Origin of the sequence: Mesorhizobium sp. M7A.F.Ca.US.006.01.1.1 (assembly GCF_003997935.1) — a bacterium.
GTDB lineage: Bacteria > Pseudomonadota > Alphaproteobacteria > Rhizobiales > Rhizobiaceae > Mesorhizobium.
This window is the reverse complement of record NZ_RZQL01000149.1, coordinates 1-17,978: the sequence shown is the minus strand read 5'-3', so window position 1 is coordinate 17,978 and position 17,978 is coordinate 1. Positions and strand designations below refer to the sequence as shown.

Genomic DNA, 17,978 nt, shown 5'->3' with positions numbered 1-17,978 from the left:
GCGACGGATCAACCACCGCGACGAATTGTCTCTTCAAAGCAGCGTCAGCTGCACCTGGTCTTTCCCGGCGGCAACGAACTGGTCGGTCCGCAGCGTGCGCCGTTCGGCATTGAGGCCGAGCCGCTTGGCTGTGATCTCGAAGCGCCGGCCGATCTGCCAGGCATAGGGACCGGCGCCCTTCATGCGTTTGCCCCATTCCGAATCATAGTCCTTGCCGTCGCGCATCGAGCGGACCAGCGACATCACATGGCGGTAGCGGTCAGGATAGTGGCGCAGCAGCCAGTCCTTGAAGATCGGGCTGACCTCCAGCGGTAGCCGCAGGATCACATAACCCGCTTCGCGCGCGCCCGCCGCACGTGCGGAATCGAGGATGCGTTCCATCTCCGGATCGGTCAGGCCCGGAATGATCGGCGCCACCATGACCGACGCCGGAATGCCGGCATCCGAAAGCTGCCGGATCGCTTCCAGCCGCTTGGTCGGCGTCGACGCGCGCGGCTCCATGGTGCGCGCCAGCATGCGGTCGAGCGTCGTCACCGACAGCGCTACCTTGGCGAGCCCGCGTTCGGCCATGCGCGACAGGATATCGATGTCGCGCGTCACCAGAGCGGACTTTGTCACGATGCCGACCGGGTGGCCGCGCGCTTCCAGCACTTCGAGGATTTCGCGCATGATCCGGTATTGCTTCTCGATCGGCTGGTAGGGGTCGGTGTTGGTGCCGATGGCGATGGTGCGCGGCTGATAGCTGTCCTTCGAAAGCTCCTTGTCGAGCAAGCGCGCCGCATCAGGCTTGGCGAACAGCTTCGATTCGAAATCCAGACCCGGCGACAGACCCATGAACGCGTGCGTCGGGCGGGCAAAGCAATAGACGCAGCCATGCTCGCAGCCGCGATAGGGGTTGATGGAACGGTCGAAGGAAATGTCGGGCGATTCGTTGCGGGTGATGATGGTGCGCGGCTTCTCTACCTGCACTTCGGTCTTGAAAGGCAGCAGTTCTTCCAGCGAATTCCAGCCATCGTCGAACACGTGCCGGCTGACTGGCTCGAACCGGCCGGACGGATTGATGCCAGCCGACCTACCGCGGTTGCGGTCCGGGCGGACACGCATGCCGCTCTGCTCGACCATCGCATTGGCCATCTCGGCCCTTCCTGCTCCGAAAGCTGCAATGTCGGCGCGCACGATCTGTTCCATTTTCGCCCGCTCCCAGGGACTGTCCATGTTGTGTCGAATCGCTCTGCTCATGAAATTATTCCTATTTCGTTGATGAGAACAAAGCAAGAACTTTCTATGGTGCCATGCAAAAACTGGCGCTGTCCGGCGCTTTCCGCTATTCGGCTAAGGATGCTCAGTGTTCTCATCGAAACCCGCAATGACGAGGAGGGCCTCGCCCGCACGCTAGCCTCGCTGATTGGCGGAGCGGTCGAGGGCGTGGTGCGTGAAGTCATCGTCTGCGACACAGGCTCCACCGATCAGACGCATCGTGTGGCCGAGCATGCCGGCTGTCAGTACGTGACGGGCGGTGTCGTCGCCGGCATCCACCAGGCCAAGGGGGATTGGCTGCTGCTGCTGGAACCGGGCGCGCGGATGGTGGAGGGCTGGATCGATGAGGTTGTCGCCCATACGGCAAGGCAGACCATGGCGGCACGGTTTTCGCGCACGCGAGCCAGCCGCACGCCGTTCCTGGCCCGGGTCTTTTCGGGAAACCGCGCCTTGGCCGACGGATTGCTGATCAGCAAGCGTCAGGCGGCGGCCGCTGCCAAGAGTGCCGGCAGTGCCGAGGCCATCGCCCGCGGCCTCGCAACGAAGCGGCTCGACGCCGAGATCTGGATGGCGCCGGCCAAGCAGGAACGCCGCTCCTCGACATGATTTTTTGCAGCTGCTCAGGCCATTGTGCATTGCACAAAATTTGACGCGGGGTTAGCTTCCGTTCAAGCGGGAATTGGGTTTGGGACATGCCGAGTGGCGAGCACCGATGCGGCATCGGTGGTGCTCTCATAGCCGAGGACCCAATGAAGCTTTCAACCCCCGACACATCCGGCGCGGCCAGTCTCGAGGCTATTGCGCGCAACGGCAGTCTGTTGCGACGCATCGCGGTGCGCATTCCGACCTATCTCAAGGATCTGCGTGAGAACCCTGCCTGGCTGCCGATGTTCGTGCTGGCGCGCACCATGCCCGGCCGCCGCATGCATTGGCTCGGCGCAAAACGCGCCCGCCCGGTCGCCAATGCCGGGGATACGATGTTTGCCGGTGTCGAACGGGGAGCGGTCGTCGATGCGCTGCGCTCCGACGGGCTGTTTTCAGGCCTGGTCCTGCCGCCTGATATCCATGAAGAGATTGCTGACTTCGCCGGGCGCACGCCTTGCTTCGGCAATTTCGACCGCCGTCTCGAATTCATGCCGGGGGAACACGCCGAGGCCGAGAAGCGCTTTGGCCGCTCGCTGCTCAGCGGGCATTTTTTCGAGCGCAGCCTCGACTGCCCGGCGGCGCTTGCCGTCCAGCGCGATCCGCTGCTTCTGGATATTGCCGCACACTATCTCGGCGGCCAGGCGAAACTGATCACGACACGCGTCTGGTGGAGTTTTCCCACGGGTGCAGCTTCGGATGCCGACAAGAACCTCGCCTCGCTCGGCAAGTATCATTTCGACCTCGATGATTGGCGCATGCTGAAACTCTTCTTCTACCTCAAGCCGGTCGACGCCGACACCGGTCCGCATGTCTATGTCAGGGGCAGCCACAAGCGCCGCAGCCTCAAGCATCAGCTCACGCTTCTGGTTGGCCACCCCGCGCAACAGGTGCTGGATGTCTATGGCGAGCAGAGCCCGGTGACGCTGACCGGCGAGGCCGGTCTCGGCTTTGTCGAGGACCCCTTTGGCTTCCATATGGGCACCGTGCCGGCACGCACGCCGCGACTGATGATGGAAGTCGGCTTCGGCGTGTCGCCACCGTCGCGCCGGCGGTTTCATGGCGAGCCGGTCATCCGCTGAGAGCTGTCTATCCGAAGCTCATCTCGACAGGCATCCAGTGTGTGCGGCGCCTGTCTTGACGCTGCGCTTGGGTTTCGGCGTCAAAGTCGACGCGAACCGGCTCCTGATTGAACCGCTCGCGGTCGTCCAGGGCGTTGATGATGACGATCGCCCTGGCGTCGTCTCTGGCGATTGCATCGTCATCTCCGGCGATTGCGGCGACGTAGACACCGCACTCCCGGCAGATCAGATAGTCGGCCGTCCTCAGCCCGAACTGATATCTCTGCAGGCGCGCCTCGTCCTTGACCGAGATGATCAGTTTGCCGGCCGCATCGGCAGCCGCGCGCGAACCATGCCTGACACAGAACGAGCACTGGCAGGCGCGAACTTCGATCTGGGGCGGGTCGAGCTCAGTTGAAAATCCAAGGCGTATGTTGCCGCAATGGCATCCACCGGTGTGCACGGTCATCGTAGCTGCCTTGTCGTAAACGGCGGTGATCGCCTTCAAGCAGGGTACTTATGCAGGGTCCGGTTTGGAATGGGGTTTCGAAGGCGCCGATGCCGTTCTGCCTGGCAAACGCGGTGCGAAGCCGGCGCTTTGCCTCGGCTTACGGAGCCGATTTGCCGCGCCGCAAATGCTCGTCCAGGCGCGGCATGATCTCGACGAAGTTGCACGGCATGTGCCGGTAGTCGAGCTGTGCCTTCAGGATGCCGTCCCAGGCGTCCTTGCAGGCGCCTGGCGAACCCGGCAGCACGAAGACGAAGGTGGCGTTGACGACGCCGCCGGTCGCCCGGCTTTGGATCGTCGAGGTGCCGATCTTGTCGTAGGAAATCCGGTGGAACACTTCCGAAAAGCCGTCCATGCGCTTTTCGAAGATCGGCTCCAGCGCGTCTGGCGTCACGTCACGGCCGGTGAAGCCGGTGCCGCCGGTGGTGATGACGACATCGATATTCTTGTCCCGCGACCACGCCAGAACCGTGTCGCGGATTTTCTCACGGTCGTCGGTGACGATATCGCGGGCCGCCAGGATATGGCCGGCCTCGGTGATGCGGTCGGCCAGCGTCTGGCCGGATTTGTCGTCGGCGAGGCTGCGCGTATCCGAAACGGTCAGCACCGCGATGCGCACGGGAATGAAGGAGCGGCTCTCGTCAATTCTGGCCATCAGCTCCCTCCGATGCGATGCTGCGCGTCGCCGCGACGAACCAATCGGGCTGGCGGCCGCGGATCTCGGCAGCGGCGCGCTTGGCGACATTGCCGGTCTCGAACAGGCCGAAGCATGTCGCCCCGGATCCCGACATCCGCGAGAACCCCGATCCAGCCTTGTTCAGCCAGGAAAGTGCCCTGCCGATCGCGGGTTGCATCGCCAGCGCGGCGGGCTCGAGATCGTTGCGGGTGATCTCCAGCCAGTTGCGCAGGCTGTGAAAATCGATGCTTCGCGGCAGCGGCGGCAAGGGCTCATTGTCGCGCCGGGAAAGCGCCGCAAACACATCCGCCGTCGAGACCGGCGTGCCTGGATTGACCAGCACCAGGCCAAGCGCCGAAAAATCCGGCACCATCGACAGCTCATCCCCGATGCCGCGCGCGACCAGCGGCTTTGCCGCCAGGCACATCGGCACATCGGCGCCGAGCGAGAGGCCGATCCGTGCCAGCTCGCTGCCGTCGATATCCAGGCCCCATGTCTCCACCAGCCCGCGCAGCACGGTCGCCGCGTCGCTCGACCCGCCGCCGACGCCGGAGGCAACCGGCAGGTTCTTTTCCAACCGGATAGCGACCGGCGGTGTTCTCTCGTGCCCGACCGCCTGTCGCAGGGCATCGCGCGCCTTGAGTACCAGATTGCTGGCGTCGAAAGGAACGGCCGGGGCGTAGCGGCCGGACACGGTAAACTCATCGCTGTCGGCGAGCGCGATTTCGACCCTGTCGCCAAACCGCGTGAATACCGCCAGGCTTTCGATCAGATGATAGCCGTCAGGGCGCCTGCCGGTGACATGCAGCGCAAGATTGATCTTGGCGTGCGCGTGCCAGCTACGCGACCCGATGTCGGTGTCCACAATCGTCTGCGGGATGATGCTCAGTCCTTGGCCAGCCGGTATTCGCCGGTCTTCGGATCCTTGACCAAAGTGCCCATCGCGCCGTTGGCCGTCTGCTTTTCGGTACGCCGCACCTTGGCGGTCACACGTTCGGCTTCGCGGATGAGGGTGCGGTAGCCGAAATAGGCGGCGACGCCGACGACGGTGAAGAAAATGATCTGCGGCATACCAAAACTCCTCCCACGCTGGGCCGGCGAAGGTGGCCGGTCGGGTCGGTTAAGCTCTCATGCTAGACGGTTTTGCCGGGTTTTCAAAGCCCGAAGCGTGCCCACAATGCGCGCTCTTCCGCCGCATCCATCACGCCGCTGGCGGCAGCGGCTGCGATATCGGGCGCTGAAAAGCCCTTGCTGGAGCCGAACAGGCCGAAGCGGCTGAGGAAACCGCGCGGCGCCGTGATCAGCCTGAGCTGGGTTTTTTCCCCGAAACGGGTCTTGAGCACCGTGCGCATGTCGCCGAGCGCATCGACCAGACCGAGTTCGAGGCCTTTGATGCCGGTCCAGAACAGGCCGGTGAACAGGTCCGGATCGTCCTTCAGTTTCGTGCCGCGCCGTTCCTTGACGAGATCGATGAACGTGCCGTGCACCTCGAGCTGCAGCGCTTTCAGGCGTTCGACGTCTTCCTTCTTCTCGGGCTTGAAAGGATCGAGCACCGCCTTGTTCTGGCCAGCTGTGTGGACACGGCGCTCGACACCGATCTTCTTCATCAGTTCCGGGAAGCCGAACGAAGCCGAGACCACGCCGATCGAACCGACGATGGACGACGGGTCGGCGAAGATCTCGTCGCCGGCGACCGCGATCATGTAGCCGCCCGAGGCCGCGACGTCCTCGACGAAGACCAGCACCTTTTTGTCCTTTTCCGTGGCCAGGTCACGGATGCGCTTGAAGATCAGCCGCGACTGCACCGGCGAGCCGCCGGGCGAATTGATCGAGATGGCGACCGCCGGCGCGTCGTAGGAAAACGCCTTCTCGATGAGGCCGGCGGTGGAGGCCAGCGACAGGCTCGGCCGGAACTGGCCACCGCCTGCCATGATGGTGCCGTGCAGCCGGATGACCGGAATGGTGACGACGGTGGAGCGCCAGGATTTCGGCAACAGGCGGTTGATGAGTCGTTTCACGAGGGCGCGGTCTCCGGTCGATGGGTTGCAGGCATGTAGGGATTTCCCGGCCAACGGCAATGTGGCCGGGCAGAATAGCTCAATCTCCGAACAGCGAGGCGAGGCCGTTGGTGATCATTTCGCTGCGCTCGTCGGGGCCGTTGCCGGATTGCGCGTGCAGCATCAGGGGCGGGCGAATGGCAAGCTTTCCCCGTGCCCCGAGCGCTGCCCGCACGACGATGCGGATTGCCGCCGCGTCGGGGCGAGGGTGGACGGCGAGCATCTCGGCATCGCCGAAGCGCCCCGTGATCGCATCGAGAATGGCGCCGAGCTGTTCGGGCCGGGCGATCACGGCGAGCCCGCCGCGCGGCCTGACCACCGCCGCCGCACTGCGGATCCAGCTCTCGAACACCCCGTCCTCCATGACATGGGCCTCTTTTCTGAGGCGATCGGGGGAGGCGCGGTCTCGGGGAGCGTTGAAGGGAGGGTTCATGATGACGAAGTCGAAATCATTGTCGGCGAGGCCGGCGGCCGCCCGCGCCCGGCCCGATACGGTGACATCGGCAACCAGCACGGAGGCGCGATCGCTCAGATGGGCATTGCCGGGATGGGCAAGGGTGGCCGCCGCGAAGGCCGCCATTTCCGACGCGCGTTCGACAAGCACCGCCTCTGCCGCCGGGCAGCGTGACAGCACCGCCAGTCCGGCAGCTCCGGCTCCGGCGCCGAAATCGGCCAGGCGCCCGCCAAAGGTCGATGGCACGGATGCCGCCAGCATCATCGCATCCATGCCGGCGCGATGGCCGCCCTGCTTGGGCTGGACGAGCCAGAACCGGCCGCGATGGAAAGCATCGACCGTGTGGGCCGGCGTGTCCGGGACAAGGGCGGCGGGCGCGGCGGACATTATTTTCCGCGGATTTCGTTGGCGATGCCGGCATCCCTGAGGATACGCCGCGCCGCATCGGCCTGGTTCGCGTCGATCATGACGCGCTTCGGCAAAAGACCGATCGACCCTTCGAGAATGCTCATATTCTGGTCGGCGACAAAGCAGGCGATGCCGGCGTCGCGCATCAGCGATTCAACAAAGGAGATGATCACGGCATCGTTGGTGCGGACAAGTTCTATCATCGTATGAAACTCGCAGTTTGCGCTATTGATGTAAACGGGCAGGGGATTCCGAGGCAGAGCCGCTCCCTTGGAGGTCGTTGACATTCTGTCGCCGACGCCGCGCCAATTCGCCACTTGCCGTGGCCATGTCCGCCGCCCTAGAGTCCATACAGGGACTAAGGGTGCCGTCGCACGCTCTATACCAAGACGGGAGTGATTGTCGTGGGTGTCGTTCTCAACATCGAAAACGGGAAGCGGGAGCCCGCCTCCATCAAGGATCTGATCGATCTGACTGCCGCCGATATGGGGCGCGTCAATGAATTGATCCTGTCCAAGGCCGGCTCCGACGTCGAGATGATCCCGGAGGTCGCCAACCACCTGATCTCGTCCGGCGGCAAACGCCTGCGGCCGATGCTGACACTCGCCGCGGCCCAGATGTTCGGCTATGCCGGCGAAGGCCACGTCAAGCTCGCCACCTCGGTCGAATTCATGCACACCGCGACGCTGCTGCACGACGATGTCGTTGACGAGAGCGGCATGCGGCGCGGCAAGAAGACCGCCCGCATGATCTGGGGCAACCAGGCAAGCGTGCTGGTCGGCGACTTCCTGCTCGGCCAGGCTTTCCGCATGATGGTCGATGTCGGCTCGCTCGAAGCGCTCGATATCCTGTCGAGTGCTGCTTCGATCATCGCCGAGGGCGAGGTCATGCAGCTCGCCGCCGCCAAGAACCTCGAAACCACCGAGGACGAGCATTTCGCCGTCATCAAGGCCAAGACCGCCGCACTTTTTTCGGCTGCTGCCGAGGTCGGCCCCGTCATCGCCCAGGCGACGCGCAACGATCGTGCCGCGCTGCGCTCCTACGGCATGAATCTCGGCCTTGCCTTCCAGCTGATCGACGACGCGCTGGACTATGGCGGCACCAGCAAGGATCTCGGCAAGAATGTCGGCGACGATTTCCGCGAAGGCAAGGTGACCTTGCCGGTCATTCTCGCCTATCGGCGGGGCACCAAGGCCGAGCGCACTTTCTGGAAGCGCGCCATCGAGGACAATGTCACCGATGACGCCGGCCTGGAAAAGGCGACTGGCCTGATGACTCGCCACGGCGCCATTGCCGACACGATCGGCCGCGCCCGCCATTTCGGCGAGATCGCCCGCGACGCGCTGGCGCCGCTGGAAGCGACGCCGCAGAAATCGGCGCTGATCGACGTCATCGATTTCTGCATCAGCCGGGTGAACTGAGCGGTTTCTGCCGGCGCATGGTCCTATCTCGTCGGTGAGACAGGCGCATTGTGTTTACGACCCCAGCGCAAATCGTCTCGACAATCCGCCCTGCCGCAAATTATCTATAAAACATGGCAAAGGGCACAGACGACACCATCGCGGTGCGCATCAGCAAGGTTCTGGCGGACCGCATCATCTCGGGCGCGATCGAGCCGGGGGCCAGACTTCGGCAGGATCATATCGCCGAGGAATTCCAAACCAGCCATGTTCCGGTGCGCGAGGCCTTCCGCCGCCTCGAGGCGCAAGGGCTGGCCATCGGCGAGCCGCGCCGCGGCGTGCGTGTCGCGTCTTTCGATCTGGGCGAGGTCAAGGAAGTCGCCGAAATGCGCGCCGCCCTTGAAGTGCTGGCGCTGCGCCACGCCGCGCCGCATCTGACATCGGCCATTCTCGATCTCGCCGAGGAGGCGACCAAGGCCGGCGACAAGTCCCGCGATGTCAGGTCCTGGGAGGAAGCCAACCGCGCCTTCCACCGCTTGATCCTCGCGCCATGCGGCATGCCGCGCCTGCTCGCCACCATCGACGATCTGCACGCGGCAAGCGCCCGTTTCCTGTTCGCGGCATGGCGCTCGGAGTGGGAGACACGCACCGATCAGGACCATCGCGCGATCCTCGCCGCCTTGCGGCAGGGAAACACCGAATCGGCGGCCGTCACACTGGGGCGGCATGTCCAATGGATTGGCCGCAAGCCGGTCCGGACGGCTTCCGGAACGACGCGCGAAGCCTTCGCCATCGTAGGCTAGACGGCCTCCGCCAAAGCCAGGGCTTGCAATCCCCAGGGAAGTGTGGATTCGATAATAGATCGAAAACAGAAATTATCTATAATTTGCAACCGATCGAAGGAATCCCAATGACAGACGTCGCATTCTCGTCCAGCAAGCCGTCGTTCAGTCCGCTCCGGCTCCAGGATCGTTCCCTTGCCTGGCAGGTCGGAGCCGTCGTGCTCGGCACCCTGTTCCTGGCGCTGGCGTCCTACGTCGAAGTGCCGATGGTGCCGGTCCCGGTGACGATGCAGACCTTCGCCGTGACATTGGTCGGCGCGCTCTATGGCTGGCGGCTTGGCGCGCTCACCATCGCCGCCTGGCTGGTCGAGGGTGCGGTCGGCTTTCCGGTTCTGTCTGGAGGGGCAGCGGGTGCGGCGCATTTCGTCGGGCCGACGGCTGGCTATCTCTTCGCCTTCCCGCTTGTCGGCGCACTGGTCGGCTGGCTGGCCGAACGCGGCTGGAACGGCAAAAGGGTGATGCTTGCCTTCGTCGCCATGCTGCTTGGCAACCTTGCCTGCCTTGTGCTGGGCACAGCATGGCTTGCCGTCATGATTGGAGCCGAACAGGCCGTTACCTTCGGCTTCCTGCCGTTCATCGTCGGCGGCTTGCTCAAGTCGGCGCTGGGTGCCGCGACGCTCATGGCGCTTCGCGGCGGCAAGGCCAAGCTGGTCAATCCGTGACGATCAGGCTGCGCGCCCATCACCTCCTTTGCCTGCTCACCTATGTGGGCAAAGGATACAGCCCCGCCTTCACCGCCAATTATGATCGCGTCGCGGAGCGCCTGAGCCGGGGCGAGGACGTCCTCCTCGTTTCCGGCCCGGACGATGTCTGCGCCCCATTGCTCGACGAGCCGGAACCGCACTGCCTCAACGAGAGTGTCGTCGAGCGGGACCGGCTCGCCACGCAGGATGTGGAGGAGTTGCTGGCGCGGCCAATCCGCGTCGGCGCCCGTCTTGATCTCGATGCTGCGATGCTGGGCCGGATGCGGCAGGCGTTTTCGGCTGGCCTTGTACGCAAGGCCTGCGGCGGCTGCGAATGGAACGCACTGTGCAGCACGATTGCGGCCGGCGGCTATAGCGAGACGCTGGTGCAGCGGTCCGCCTCGCCAGGAGAGGGCTGATATTGGCGCGGAGCCTTAGCGGTCGAATCTGTGATATATTCGGCGCCGCGCGGGGCCATGGCCGAAATTCCAAGATCGGAAAACTGGTGCCTGTCGCCATGATTTGTTAATCGGGTGCCCGGATTGTGAATTCGAGGCGGATTGAAGCGCGACCCCAAAAAGGCCATGCTTTGCCTGGAAAGATCGAGTCTACGCCGATCCCGCTGATGCGGAGACGGCGCCTGGCTGAAAGGGATACGATGCGGCAAGGACGTGCGCGCTGGCTGACAAGGCTGGCAATTGTGACAGGCATGGCGATCTCGGCTTTGCCGGCCTATGCCAAGCAAACCAGCGAACCGGTCAAGATCACCTCGTTTTCGGGCGCTTATCTGGCAGCCCGGATCGCCGAAGGCGATAACGATCTCGACAGCGCCATCGCCTATTACAAGCAAGCATTGGCCTTCGACCCGAGCGACACCGGCCTGCAGCAGAGCCTGATGCTGTCGCTGATCGCGCAAGGGCGCTTCGACGAATCCCTGGTCTATGCCGACAAGCTCAAGGAAGTGCCTGACGTCGAGCGTTTCTCGCGCCTGGCGCTCGCCGTCGATTCCTTCCACAAGAAGGATTTCACCAAGGCGCAGTACTGGCTCAAGCTGTCGCTGGAATCCGATCTCGACCGGCTGATCTCCGGGGTGATGTCCGGCTGGGCGCAGCAAGGCGCCGGCGAGCCTGCCGATGCGATGGCGTCCATCGACAAGCTGCAGGGGCCGGATTGGTTCGGCCTGTTCAAGTCGTTCCACCGTGCCCTGATCGCTGATGCATCCGGCATGCCCGAAAAGGCCGAGGCGATCTATGCCGCGACCATGCAGGACACCGCCGCCGGTGGTGCCGCTCCCGAAACCTGGATGCGCAACGCCCAGGCCTACGCCTCGTTCCTGGCCCGCAAGGGCGACAAGACCAAGGCCCTGTCGGTGCTCGACCAGGCCGAGACGTTTTCGCCAGGCAAGCTGGAAATCGTCGCCTTGCGCGACCGAATTGCAAAAGGCGACAAGATTGCGCCCCTGGTTGCCGGCCCATCCGATGGCGCCTCCGAAATCCTGCTCGACCTCGCCACCGCGCTCAACCGTGGCGGCGGCGAGCCGTTCGTGCGCCTCTATCTGCAATATGCGCTCGCTTTGAAGCCTGATAGCGACGCAGCCCTTGTGCAGCTCGCTGCCGTGTCCGAGCAGTTGAAGGACGGCGAGGGCGCCATCGCGCTCTATCGGCGGATCCCCGCCACCTCGCCGCTGAAGGAGCTTTCGGACCTGCAGCTCGGCCTCAACCTTGCCGATCTCGACCGTCACGAAGAAGCGATCACCCATCTGAAGGCTTTCGTCGACGCCCATCCTAATGACATGCGCGCTTATCTGGCGCTCGGTGGCGTCTATTCCTCGAAGGAGGATTTCCGTTCGGCCGCTACCCTCTACGACAAGGCTGTCGAGGCGCTGAAGACGCCGACCGCGGCCAACTGGAACATCTTCTACCAGCGCGGCATCGCCTATGAGCGTCTGAAGGAATGGCCCAAGGCCGAGCCGAACTTCCGCAAGGCGCTGGAACTGTTCCCCGACCAGCCGCAGGTGCTGAACTATCTCGGCTATTCCTGGGTCGACATGAACATGAACCTCAAGGAAGGCCTGGCGATGATTCAAAAGGCCGTCGACCTCAGGCCGAGCGACGGTTATATCGTCGATTCGCTGGGTTGGGCCTATTTCCGCCTCGGAAGGTTCGATGACGCGGTGCGCGAAATGGAACGCGCCGTGTCGCTGAAGCCGGAAGATCCGGTTCTCAACGATCACCTCGGCGATGCCTACTGGCGCGTCGGCCGCAAGCTGGAAGCCACCTTCCAGTGGAACCAGGCTCGCGACCTGAAGCCGGATCCCGATGTGCTGGCCAACTTGCAGCAGAAGCTGATGAAGGGCCTGCCGCCGATCGAATCCAACACGGCGCAGGAGACCCCGAAGGTCAAGCCAGAGCCGGTGCCCGCCCCGAAGGGATGAAGTTAGCCATTTGAATTCAACGCAAACGGGGCTCTTTTCAGAGTCCCGTTTTCGTTTGAACCGCGTATTCGGCTGGCTGCCTCAGAAGAGCTTGCGATAGACGACAAAGCCGGAGTGTTCGGCGACCTTGTCGTAAAGCTTCATCGCCGTGTGATTGGTCTCATGCGTCAGCCAGTATACCCGGCCTGAGCCGGCCGCCTGGGCGCACTCGTAGACGCCCTCGATCAGCGCCCGCCCGATGCCTTTGCCACGCGATGCCTGCGTGGTGAAAAGGTCCTGCAGATAGCAATTGGGCGCGATCGCCGTGGTGCTGCGATGGAAGAGATAGTGCACAAGGCCGAGAAGCTGTCCCTCGCCTTCGGCCACCAGCGCGTGGACCGGCTCATAGGCATCGAAGAAACGAGACCATGTCATCTGGGTAATCTCACCCGGTAGGGCCGTTTCGCCCGAGCGGCCATAAAATGCATTGTAGCCGTCCCACAGCGGTAGCCATTGCTCGAAATCCTGTCGCACAACAGGGCGGATGACGATCGGGCTGGGCATGGCTGAAACCTGTTGTTCGTTGCTGCACAGGCGAACAGAGCGCAGGCCCCAGAGATGGGCAATGGGCCAGCCCCTGCAAAGCTTTCAACATTGTCCATAATGTCGGCGCGACCGCATCGGCGTGCTTTGCTTGACGCTTCGCCGCCGTGTCTCTAGGACGTGCCGGCAAGCTAGCCTGTGCTGTCGAGGCCACCCGTGACAATTGAAATCCCCGCCCATATGCATCCCAGCCGCTCGTTCCAGGGGCTGATCCTGACCTTGCACAACTATTGGGCGGCCTATGGCTGCGTCATCCTGCAACCCTACGACATGGAAGTCGGCGCCGGCACCTTTCATCCGGCAACGACGCTGCGCGCGCTCGGCCCAAAACGCTGGAACGCTGCCTATGTCCAGCCCTCGCGCCGCCCCAAGGACGGACGTTATGGCGAGAACCCGAACCGGTTGCAGCATTATTACCAGTACCAGGTGATCCTGAAGCCGAACCCGCCCAACTTGCAGGAACTCTATCTCGGCTCGTTGGCGGCGATCGGCGTCGATCCGCTGCTGCACGACATCCGCTTCGTCGAGGATGATTGGGAAAGCCCGACGCTGGGCGCCTGGGGTCTCGGCTGGGAATGCTGGTGCGACGGGATGGAAGTCTCGCAGTTCACCTACTTCCAGCAGGTCTGCGGTATCGAATGCGCACCGGTGGCCGGCGAGCTGACCTACGGGCTGGAGCGGCTGGCCATGTATGTGCAGGGCGTCGACAATGTCTACGACCTCAATTTCAACGGCCGAGAAGGCGCCGACAAGGTCACCTATGGCGATGTCTTCCTGCAGGCCGAGCAGGAATATTCGCGCCACAATTTCGAACACGCCAACACGGCGATGCTTTTGCGCCACTTCGAGGACGCCGAGGCCGAATGCAAGGCGCTGCTCGACGCCGGCGCGCCGGCATCGAACGACAATCTGCCGATGCACCGCATGGTTTTCCCGGCCTACGACCAGTGCATCAAGGCCAGCCATGTCTTCAACCTTCTCGACGCACGCGGCGTGATTTCGGTCACCGAGCGGCAGAGCTACATCTTGCGGGTGCGCAATCTGGCGAAGGCCTGCGGCGAGGCATTTTTGAAGACGCAGGCGGGTGGCTTGGCGGCCTGAGTCTCAGGCCCGCTTCATCATCTCGAAGGAAGCTTTGATCGGCGGTATGTTCTGGCTGCTGGCACCGTCGATGGTGCGCAATGCCTGTCGAACGCCTGGCATCGAGAAGGCACCGTGAGCCTGCGCGGTGAAGCAGGCGCCGAGTGCGAGGATCTGCAGAAGTCTGGATGCCGTTTTCATGATCGTTGAGCCAATAGTTTCCTGCCTGAGCGTGGGTCGCTTCAGCGCTGCGTTCGGTTCATGGAAATCTTTGATCCAAGGACGGGTGGCGCGGTCTTGTCCCGACAGGGCGGCCAAAATTTCTGGAAACGGGCGCAAATCGGCGATCCCCGCGCGGAAAGGGTGACAGCGGCCAGCCGAGTTGCTATGCCCCCGCCCGGACCATTTTGCCGCGTGAGCCCAATCCATGCCTGACCTGCTTCTAGAACTCCGCTCGGAAGAGATTCCTGCCCGCATGCAGCGCAAGGCGGCGGGTGATCTCAGGAAGATGCTGACTGACGGCCTGGTCGAGGCGGGACTGACCTATGAAGCGGCGCGCGAGTACTGGACGCCGCGGCGTTTGACGCTCGATATCAGGGGCCTGACCGCACGCTCGAAGGATATAAGCGAAGAGATCAAGGGGCCTTCGACATCGGCGCCCGAACAGGCGGTCCAGGGTTTCCTGCGCAAGGCCGGACTTTCCTCGATCGCCGAGGCGCATGTCCATTCCGATCCGAAGAAGGGCGATTTTTATGTCGCCCACATTTCGAAGCCGGGCAGGGCGGCCGAACAGATCATCGCCGAACTGGTGCCAGGCATCATCCGCAATTTTCCGTGGCCGAAATCGATGCGCTGGGGGCCGGCCTCGGCCAAGCCAGGCTCGCTGCGCTGGGTAAGGCCTCTGCAATCGATTCTGTGCACCTTCGGCCCGGAGACAGAGGAGCCTGTCGTGGTCGATTTCGAGATCGACGGCATCCGCTCCGGCAACATCACCTATGGCCACCGCTTCCATGCGCCTGATGCGATCACGGTGCGCCGCTTCGACGACTACGTTTCCAAGCTGGAAGCGGCCAAGGTCGTGCTCGATGCTGATCGGCGCAAGGAGATCATCCTTGCCGATGCCCGCAATCTTGCCTTCGCCAACGGGCTCGACCTGGTCGAGGACGAAGGGCTGCTGGAGGAGGTGTCCGGGCTGGTCGAATGGCCTGTCGTGCTGATGGGCGAGTTTGAGGAGGCATTCCTGGCCATTCCAGCCGAAGTGATCCGACTGACCATCCGCGCCAACCAGAAGTGCTTTGTGACATCGCGCCTAATCTCCCCCCTCGAGGGGGAGATGTCGCCGCAGGCGACAGAGGGGGGCGGTACGACCGGACGCGACCCCCTATCTTGGACAGAGGATGCCGGCGCTCCACGCGCGGCGACCCCCTCTGGCCTGCCGGCCATCTCCCCCTCAAGGGGGGAGATCAGCCAACTTTCCAACCGCTTCATCCTCACCGCCAATATCGAAGCGAAGGATGGCGGCAAGGAGATCGCCCACGGCAACGGCAAGGTGGTGCGCGCCCGCCTGTCCGACGCGCTTTATTTCTGGACCACCGACCAGGGCGATTTGCCTGACCTGGCTGAGCTCGAGGCATCGGCGGAAAAATTCGGGCTTGATCTCAAGAAGCCGCTCGACCAGCGCATGGCCCGGCTCGACCATCTCGGCGTGACTTTCCACGCCAAGCTCGGCACGCAGGGCGAACGGGTGGAGCGGATTGCGCGGCTTGCCGAGGAACTGGCCCCGATCATCGGCGCCGATCCGGCACTGGCGCGCCGCGCTGCTGTCTTGGCCAAGGCCGACCTCACCACCGAAGTCGTCGGCGAGTTCCCGGAACTGCAAGGCGCCATGGGCCGCAAATATGCGCTGCTTCAGGGCGAGCATGCATCGGTCGCCGCTGCAGCGGAGGAACACTACAAGCCGCAAGGCCCGTCCGATCGCGTACCGAGCGATCCGGTTTCGATCACAGTGGCGCTTGCAGATAAGCTCGACACGCTAGTCGGTTTCTGGGCAATCGATGAGAAGCCCACAGGGTCGAAGGATCCCTACGCACTGCGTCGCGCAGCGCTGGGGGCGGTTAGAATATTGGTCGAGAATGATATTCGACTGGCGCTGGCATCCATCGTCGGGAAAGCGTCTGACCTTCTGTCCTTCTTCCACGACCGCCTGAAAGTCTACCTTCGCGATCAAGGCGCCCGTCACGACCTCATCGACGCCGTCATCACACCGCAGTCCGACGACCTCTTGCAGATCGTGCGCCGGGTCGAGGCGCTCGGCTCCTTCCTCGACACCGAGGACGGTAAGAACCTGCTCGCCGGCGCCAAGCGTGCGGCCAACATCCTGGCTGCCGAGGAGAAGAAGAAAACGGCGGTCGCTGAAACCGTTGAGCCGGCGCTGTTTCGCGAGAATGCGGAGAAATCGTTGTTTGCGGCGGTGAATCAGGCTGAGAGGCAAGCCGGCGAAGCGATTCAAAACGATGACTTTTCCGGCGCCCTTCTGGCGCTTAGCGTGTTGCGCGAGCCGGTTGATTCATTCTTTGAGCATGTTCTTGTAAACGATGAGGATCAGGCGGTGCGTGCCAACCGCCTGGGGCTGCTCGCCCGCATCCGCGCAGCCACCGGCCAGGTCGCGGATTTCTCCAGGATCGCAGGTTAAGGCGAAGAAAATATTCTCTGCTACCGGCCGCTCGAGCCGGCTTACAGTCATATGGCGATGATCTCTCCGTGGCAAAAGGGACATGTTCCCCAACCCCACGGAGGCTCCCATGAATTCCGATCATGACATCGAAGTGACAGAAGAAACCCCGGCTCCCGCCGAGGCGCTTGAATCCGCTTCCGAAACCATCCTTGATCATGCCGCCGCCGCATCGGTCGAAGCCGCTGACCTGTCTGATGACGACGAAGACGGCGACGATGAAGAAGGCGACGAGTCCACCGAAGCTGCGACGCTCTCGGATGACGACGAAGATGAAGACGAGGACGACGCCGAGGACAGCGTGAAGGCTGAAGGCGACGACTCCGAAGAAGACGATGACAAGGAAGAAGCGGCCTGATTTTTTCGGCCGCCGAGTCTATCGATGGCAAGGCGGCGCTGAGGCGCCGCCTTTTCCTGTCAGCCCCGAAGCCGATTTGTCAGCCGCCCCCGGCGACGGCTCGGTCAGTTCTCGAGAATGCTGACGCGCACGCTGTTTTCGTAGACATCGACCTGGATCAGCGGTTCGCCATTGACGATGGCGCGCTTGGTCGAGGAACTCATCGCGCCGCCGCGTTCCAGCATGCGCTGCAGGTCGGCGCGCTGGCCGTTGGTCCTGAACCAGCCATCAGCCTCGTCGTCGCTGTCACGGCGGTGGAATTTGTGCCAGTTGGCGCGGTCCTGCCTCACCATTTGCGCGGCGTTGTCCAGCGCATAGCCGTCACTCGCCTGATGGTCGCGATCGGAAATGCGCGCGACATAGGATCCCAGCATATCGTCGGCATGAGCCGCGACGACGCCAAGCAGTGACGCCAGCAGAAGGCCTGCTGCGGTGACGATTCCAGATTTTCTCATGATCAATCCCCCTTTACCCCTACCGATGAAATCCCGTCTGCCAGAACCGCCCGACGAAATCTAGGTCATGGCGTTCCACGGCGGACATAAACCGAGACGGAGTTTGCGTGGCAATGGTGCGCCGGGCGCCAGCATCACGGCAAGCAACCAATTATCCAAAAAGACAACACCGCCACAGAAATCCAGATCGCTCGCCTGATCCGCACCTGGGTTACCCTAAGCCTGTGTTTGAGCCAGGGCTACTTGGTATAGCCGTTGGGAGGCATGCGCTGACCTGCAGTCTGCGCCGGGGGTCTTGGCGGGGGGGGATG

21 protein-coding genes are annotated in these 17,978 nt (G+C 63.2%); 10 read left to right on the top strand and 11 right to left on the bottom strand.

Annotated elements, in window-relative coordinates:
• Positions 1-33: 33 nt before the first annotated feature.
• Positions 34-1,188 (bottom strand): PA0069 family radical SAM protein, encoded by a 1,155-nt coding sequence (locus EN943_RS23750; protein ID WP_127414856.1) that lies wholly within the window; start codon positions 1,186-1,188, stop codon positions 34-36.
• Positions 1,189-1,338: 150 nt separating this feature from the next.
• Here EN943_RS23750 and EN943_RS23745 point away from each other — a divergent pair, with 150 nt between their 5' ends.
• Positions 1,339-1,863, top strand: coding sequence for a glycosyltransferase (locus EN943_RS23745; protein WP_127414855.1), 525 nt, complete (start codon positions 1,339-1,341; stop codon positions 1,861-1,863).
• A 143-nt stretch (positions 1,864-2,006) separates the two neighbouring features.
• Entirely contained in the window at positions 2,007-2,981 is a 975-nt protein-coding gene (locus EN943_RS23740) for a hypothetical protein (protein WP_127414854.1), read from the top strand.
• Positions 2,982-2,988: 7 nt separating this feature from the next.
• Here the strand turns inward: EN943_RS23740 and EN943_RS23735 are convergent, their stop codons facing one another.
• From EN943_RS23735 to EN943_RS23705, 7 genes are all read right to left on the bottom strand, one after another.
• Complete coding sequence (locus EN943_RS23735; protein WP_127414853.1) at positions 2,989-3,429, bottom strand: hypothetical protein; 441 nt, start codon at positions 3,427-3,429, stop codon at positions 2,989-2,991.
• 139 nt (positions 3,430-3,568) lie between these two features.
• Positions 3,569-4,123 carry a molybdenum cofactor biosynthesis protein B gene (moaB, locus tag EN943_RS23730; protein ID WP_127414852.1) on the bottom strand — a complete coding sequence of 185 codons (555 nt, stop codon included), beginning with the start codon at positions 4,121-4,123 and terminating at the stop codon, positions 3,569-3,571.
• Complete coding sequence (locus EN943_RS23725; protein WP_127414851.1) at positions 4,110-5,009, bottom strand: 4-(cytidine 5'-diphospho)-2-C-methyl-D-erythritol kinase; 900 nt, start codon at positions 5,007-5,009, stop codon at positions 4,110-4,112. Before EN943_RS23725 ends, moaB begins: the two co-directional genes overlap by 14 nt.
• A 20-nt stretch (positions 5,010-5,029) precedes the next feature.
• Positions 5,030-5,215 (bottom strand): hypothetical protein, encoded by a 186-nt coding sequence (locus EN943_RS23720; RefSeq protein ID WP_127414850.1) that lies wholly within the window; start codon positions 5,213-5,215, stop codon positions 5,030-5,032.
• 83 nt (positions 5,216-5,298) lie between these two features.
• A complete protein-coding gene (locus tag EN943_RS23715; protein ID WP_127414849.1) occupies positions 5,299-6,162 on the bottom strand; it encodes a S49 family peptidase in 864 nt (287 codons plus the stop codon).
• A gap of 79 nt (positions 6,163-6,241) precedes the next feature.
• A complete protein-coding gene (locus EN943_RS23710) occupies positions 6,242-7,042 on the bottom strand; it encodes a methyltransferase (RefSeq protein ID WP_127414848.1) in 801 nt (266 codons plus the stop codon).
• Complete coding sequence (locus EN943_RS23705; RefSeq protein ID WP_127414847.1) at positions 7,042-7,266, bottom strand: DUF2007 domain-containing protein; 225 nt, start codon at positions 7,264-7,266, stop codon at positions 7,042-7,044. Before EN943_RS23705 ends, EN943_RS23710 begins: the two co-directional genes overlap by 1 nt.
• Positions 7,267-7,467: 201 nt before the next feature.
• Between EN943_RS23705 and EN943_RS23700 the strand changes: the two genes are divergently transcribed.
• The 5 genes from EN943_RS23700 to EN943_RS23680 all read left to right on the top strand — a co-directional run bounded on the left by EN943_RS23700 (position 7,468) and on the right by EN943_RS23680 (position 12,422).
• Positions 7,468-8,484: a polyprenyl synthetase family protein gene (locus tag EN943_RS23700; RefSeq protein ID WP_027035988.1), complete on the top strand. Its 1,017-nt coding sequence runs from the start codon at positions 7,468-7,470 to the stop codon at positions 8,482-8,484.
• A 113-nt stretch (positions 8,485-8,597) separates the two neighbouring features.
• Positions 8,598-9,266 carry a GntR family transcriptional regulator gene (locus EN943_RS23695; RefSeq protein WP_027164176.1) on the top strand — a complete coding sequence of 223 codons (669 nt, stop codon included), beginning with the start codon at positions 8,598-8,600 and terminating at the stop codon, positions 9,264-9,266.
• Positions 9,267-9,373: 107 nt separating this feature from the next.
• A complete protein-coding gene (locus EN943_RS23690; protein ID WP_127414846.1) occupies positions 9,374-9,967 on the top strand; it encodes a biotin transporter BioY in 594 nt (197 codons plus the stop codon).
• Positions 9,964-10,407, top strand: coding sequence for a DUF1284 domain-containing protein (locus EN943_RS23685; protein WP_127414845.1), 444 nt, complete (start codon positions 9,964-9,966; stop codon positions 10,405-10,407). Before EN943_RS23690 ends, EN943_RS23685 begins: the two co-directional genes overlap by 4 nt.
• Before the next feature lie 239 nt (positions 10,408-10,646).
• Positions 10,647-12,422: a tetratricopeptide repeat protein gene (locus EN943_RS23680; protein ID WP_127414844.1), complete on the top strand. Its 1,776-nt coding sequence runs from the start codon at positions 10,647-10,649 to the stop codon at positions 12,420-12,422.
• An 81-nt stretch (positions 12,423-12,503) separates the two neighbouring features.
• Here EN943_RS23680 and EN943_RS23675 read toward each other — a convergent pair whose 3' ends face one another.
• The gene (locus EN943_RS23675) at positions 12,504-12,965 is read right to left on the bottom strand and encodes a GNAT family N-acetyltransferase (protein WP_127414843.1); all 462 of its coding nucleotides are present in this window, start codon (positions 12,963-12,965) and stop codon (positions 12,504-12,506) included.
• 219 nt (positions 12,966-13,184) lie between these two features.
• Here EN943_RS23675 and EN943_RS23670 point away from each other — a divergent pair, with 219 nt between their 5' ends.
• Positions 13,185-14,105: a glycine--tRNA ligase subunit alpha gene (locus tag EN943_RS23670; protein WP_174800366.1), complete on the top strand. Its 921-nt coding sequence runs from the start codon at positions 13,185-13,187 to the stop codon at positions 14,103-14,105.
• A 3-nt stretch (positions 14,106-14,108) separates the two neighbouring features.
• Here EN943_RS23670 and EN943_RS23665 read toward each other — a convergent pair whose 3' ends face one another.
• Complete coding sequence (locus tag EN943_RS23665; protein ID WP_127414842.1) at positions 14,109-14,513, bottom strand: hypothetical protein; 405 nt, start codon at positions 14,511-14,513, stop codon at positions 14,109-14,111.
• Here EN943_RS23665 and glyS point away from each other — a divergent pair.
• Positions 14,512-16,776: a glycine--tRNA ligase subunit beta gene (gene glyS, locus EN943_RS23660; RefSeq protein ID WP_127414841.1), complete on the top strand. Its 2,265-nt coding sequence runs from the start codon at positions 14,512-14,514 to the stop codon at positions 16,774-16,776. The genes EN943_RS23665 and glyS overlap by 2 nt on opposite strands.
• A gap of 109 nt (positions 16,777-16,885) precedes the next feature.
• A complete protein-coding gene (locus EN943_RS23655; protein WP_127414840.1) occupies positions 16,886-17,173 on the top strand; it encodes an ATPase in 288 nt (95 codons plus the stop codon).
• A gap of 104 nt (positions 17,174-17,277) precedes the next feature.
• Here the strand turns inward: EN943_RS23655 and EN943_RS23650 are convergent, their stop codons facing one another.
• A complete protein-coding gene (locus tag EN943_RS23650; protein ID WP_127414839.1) occupies positions 17,278-17,667 on the bottom strand; it encodes a hypothetical protein in 390 nt (129 codons plus the stop codon).
• Positions 17,668-17,978: the final 311 nt, after the last annotated feature.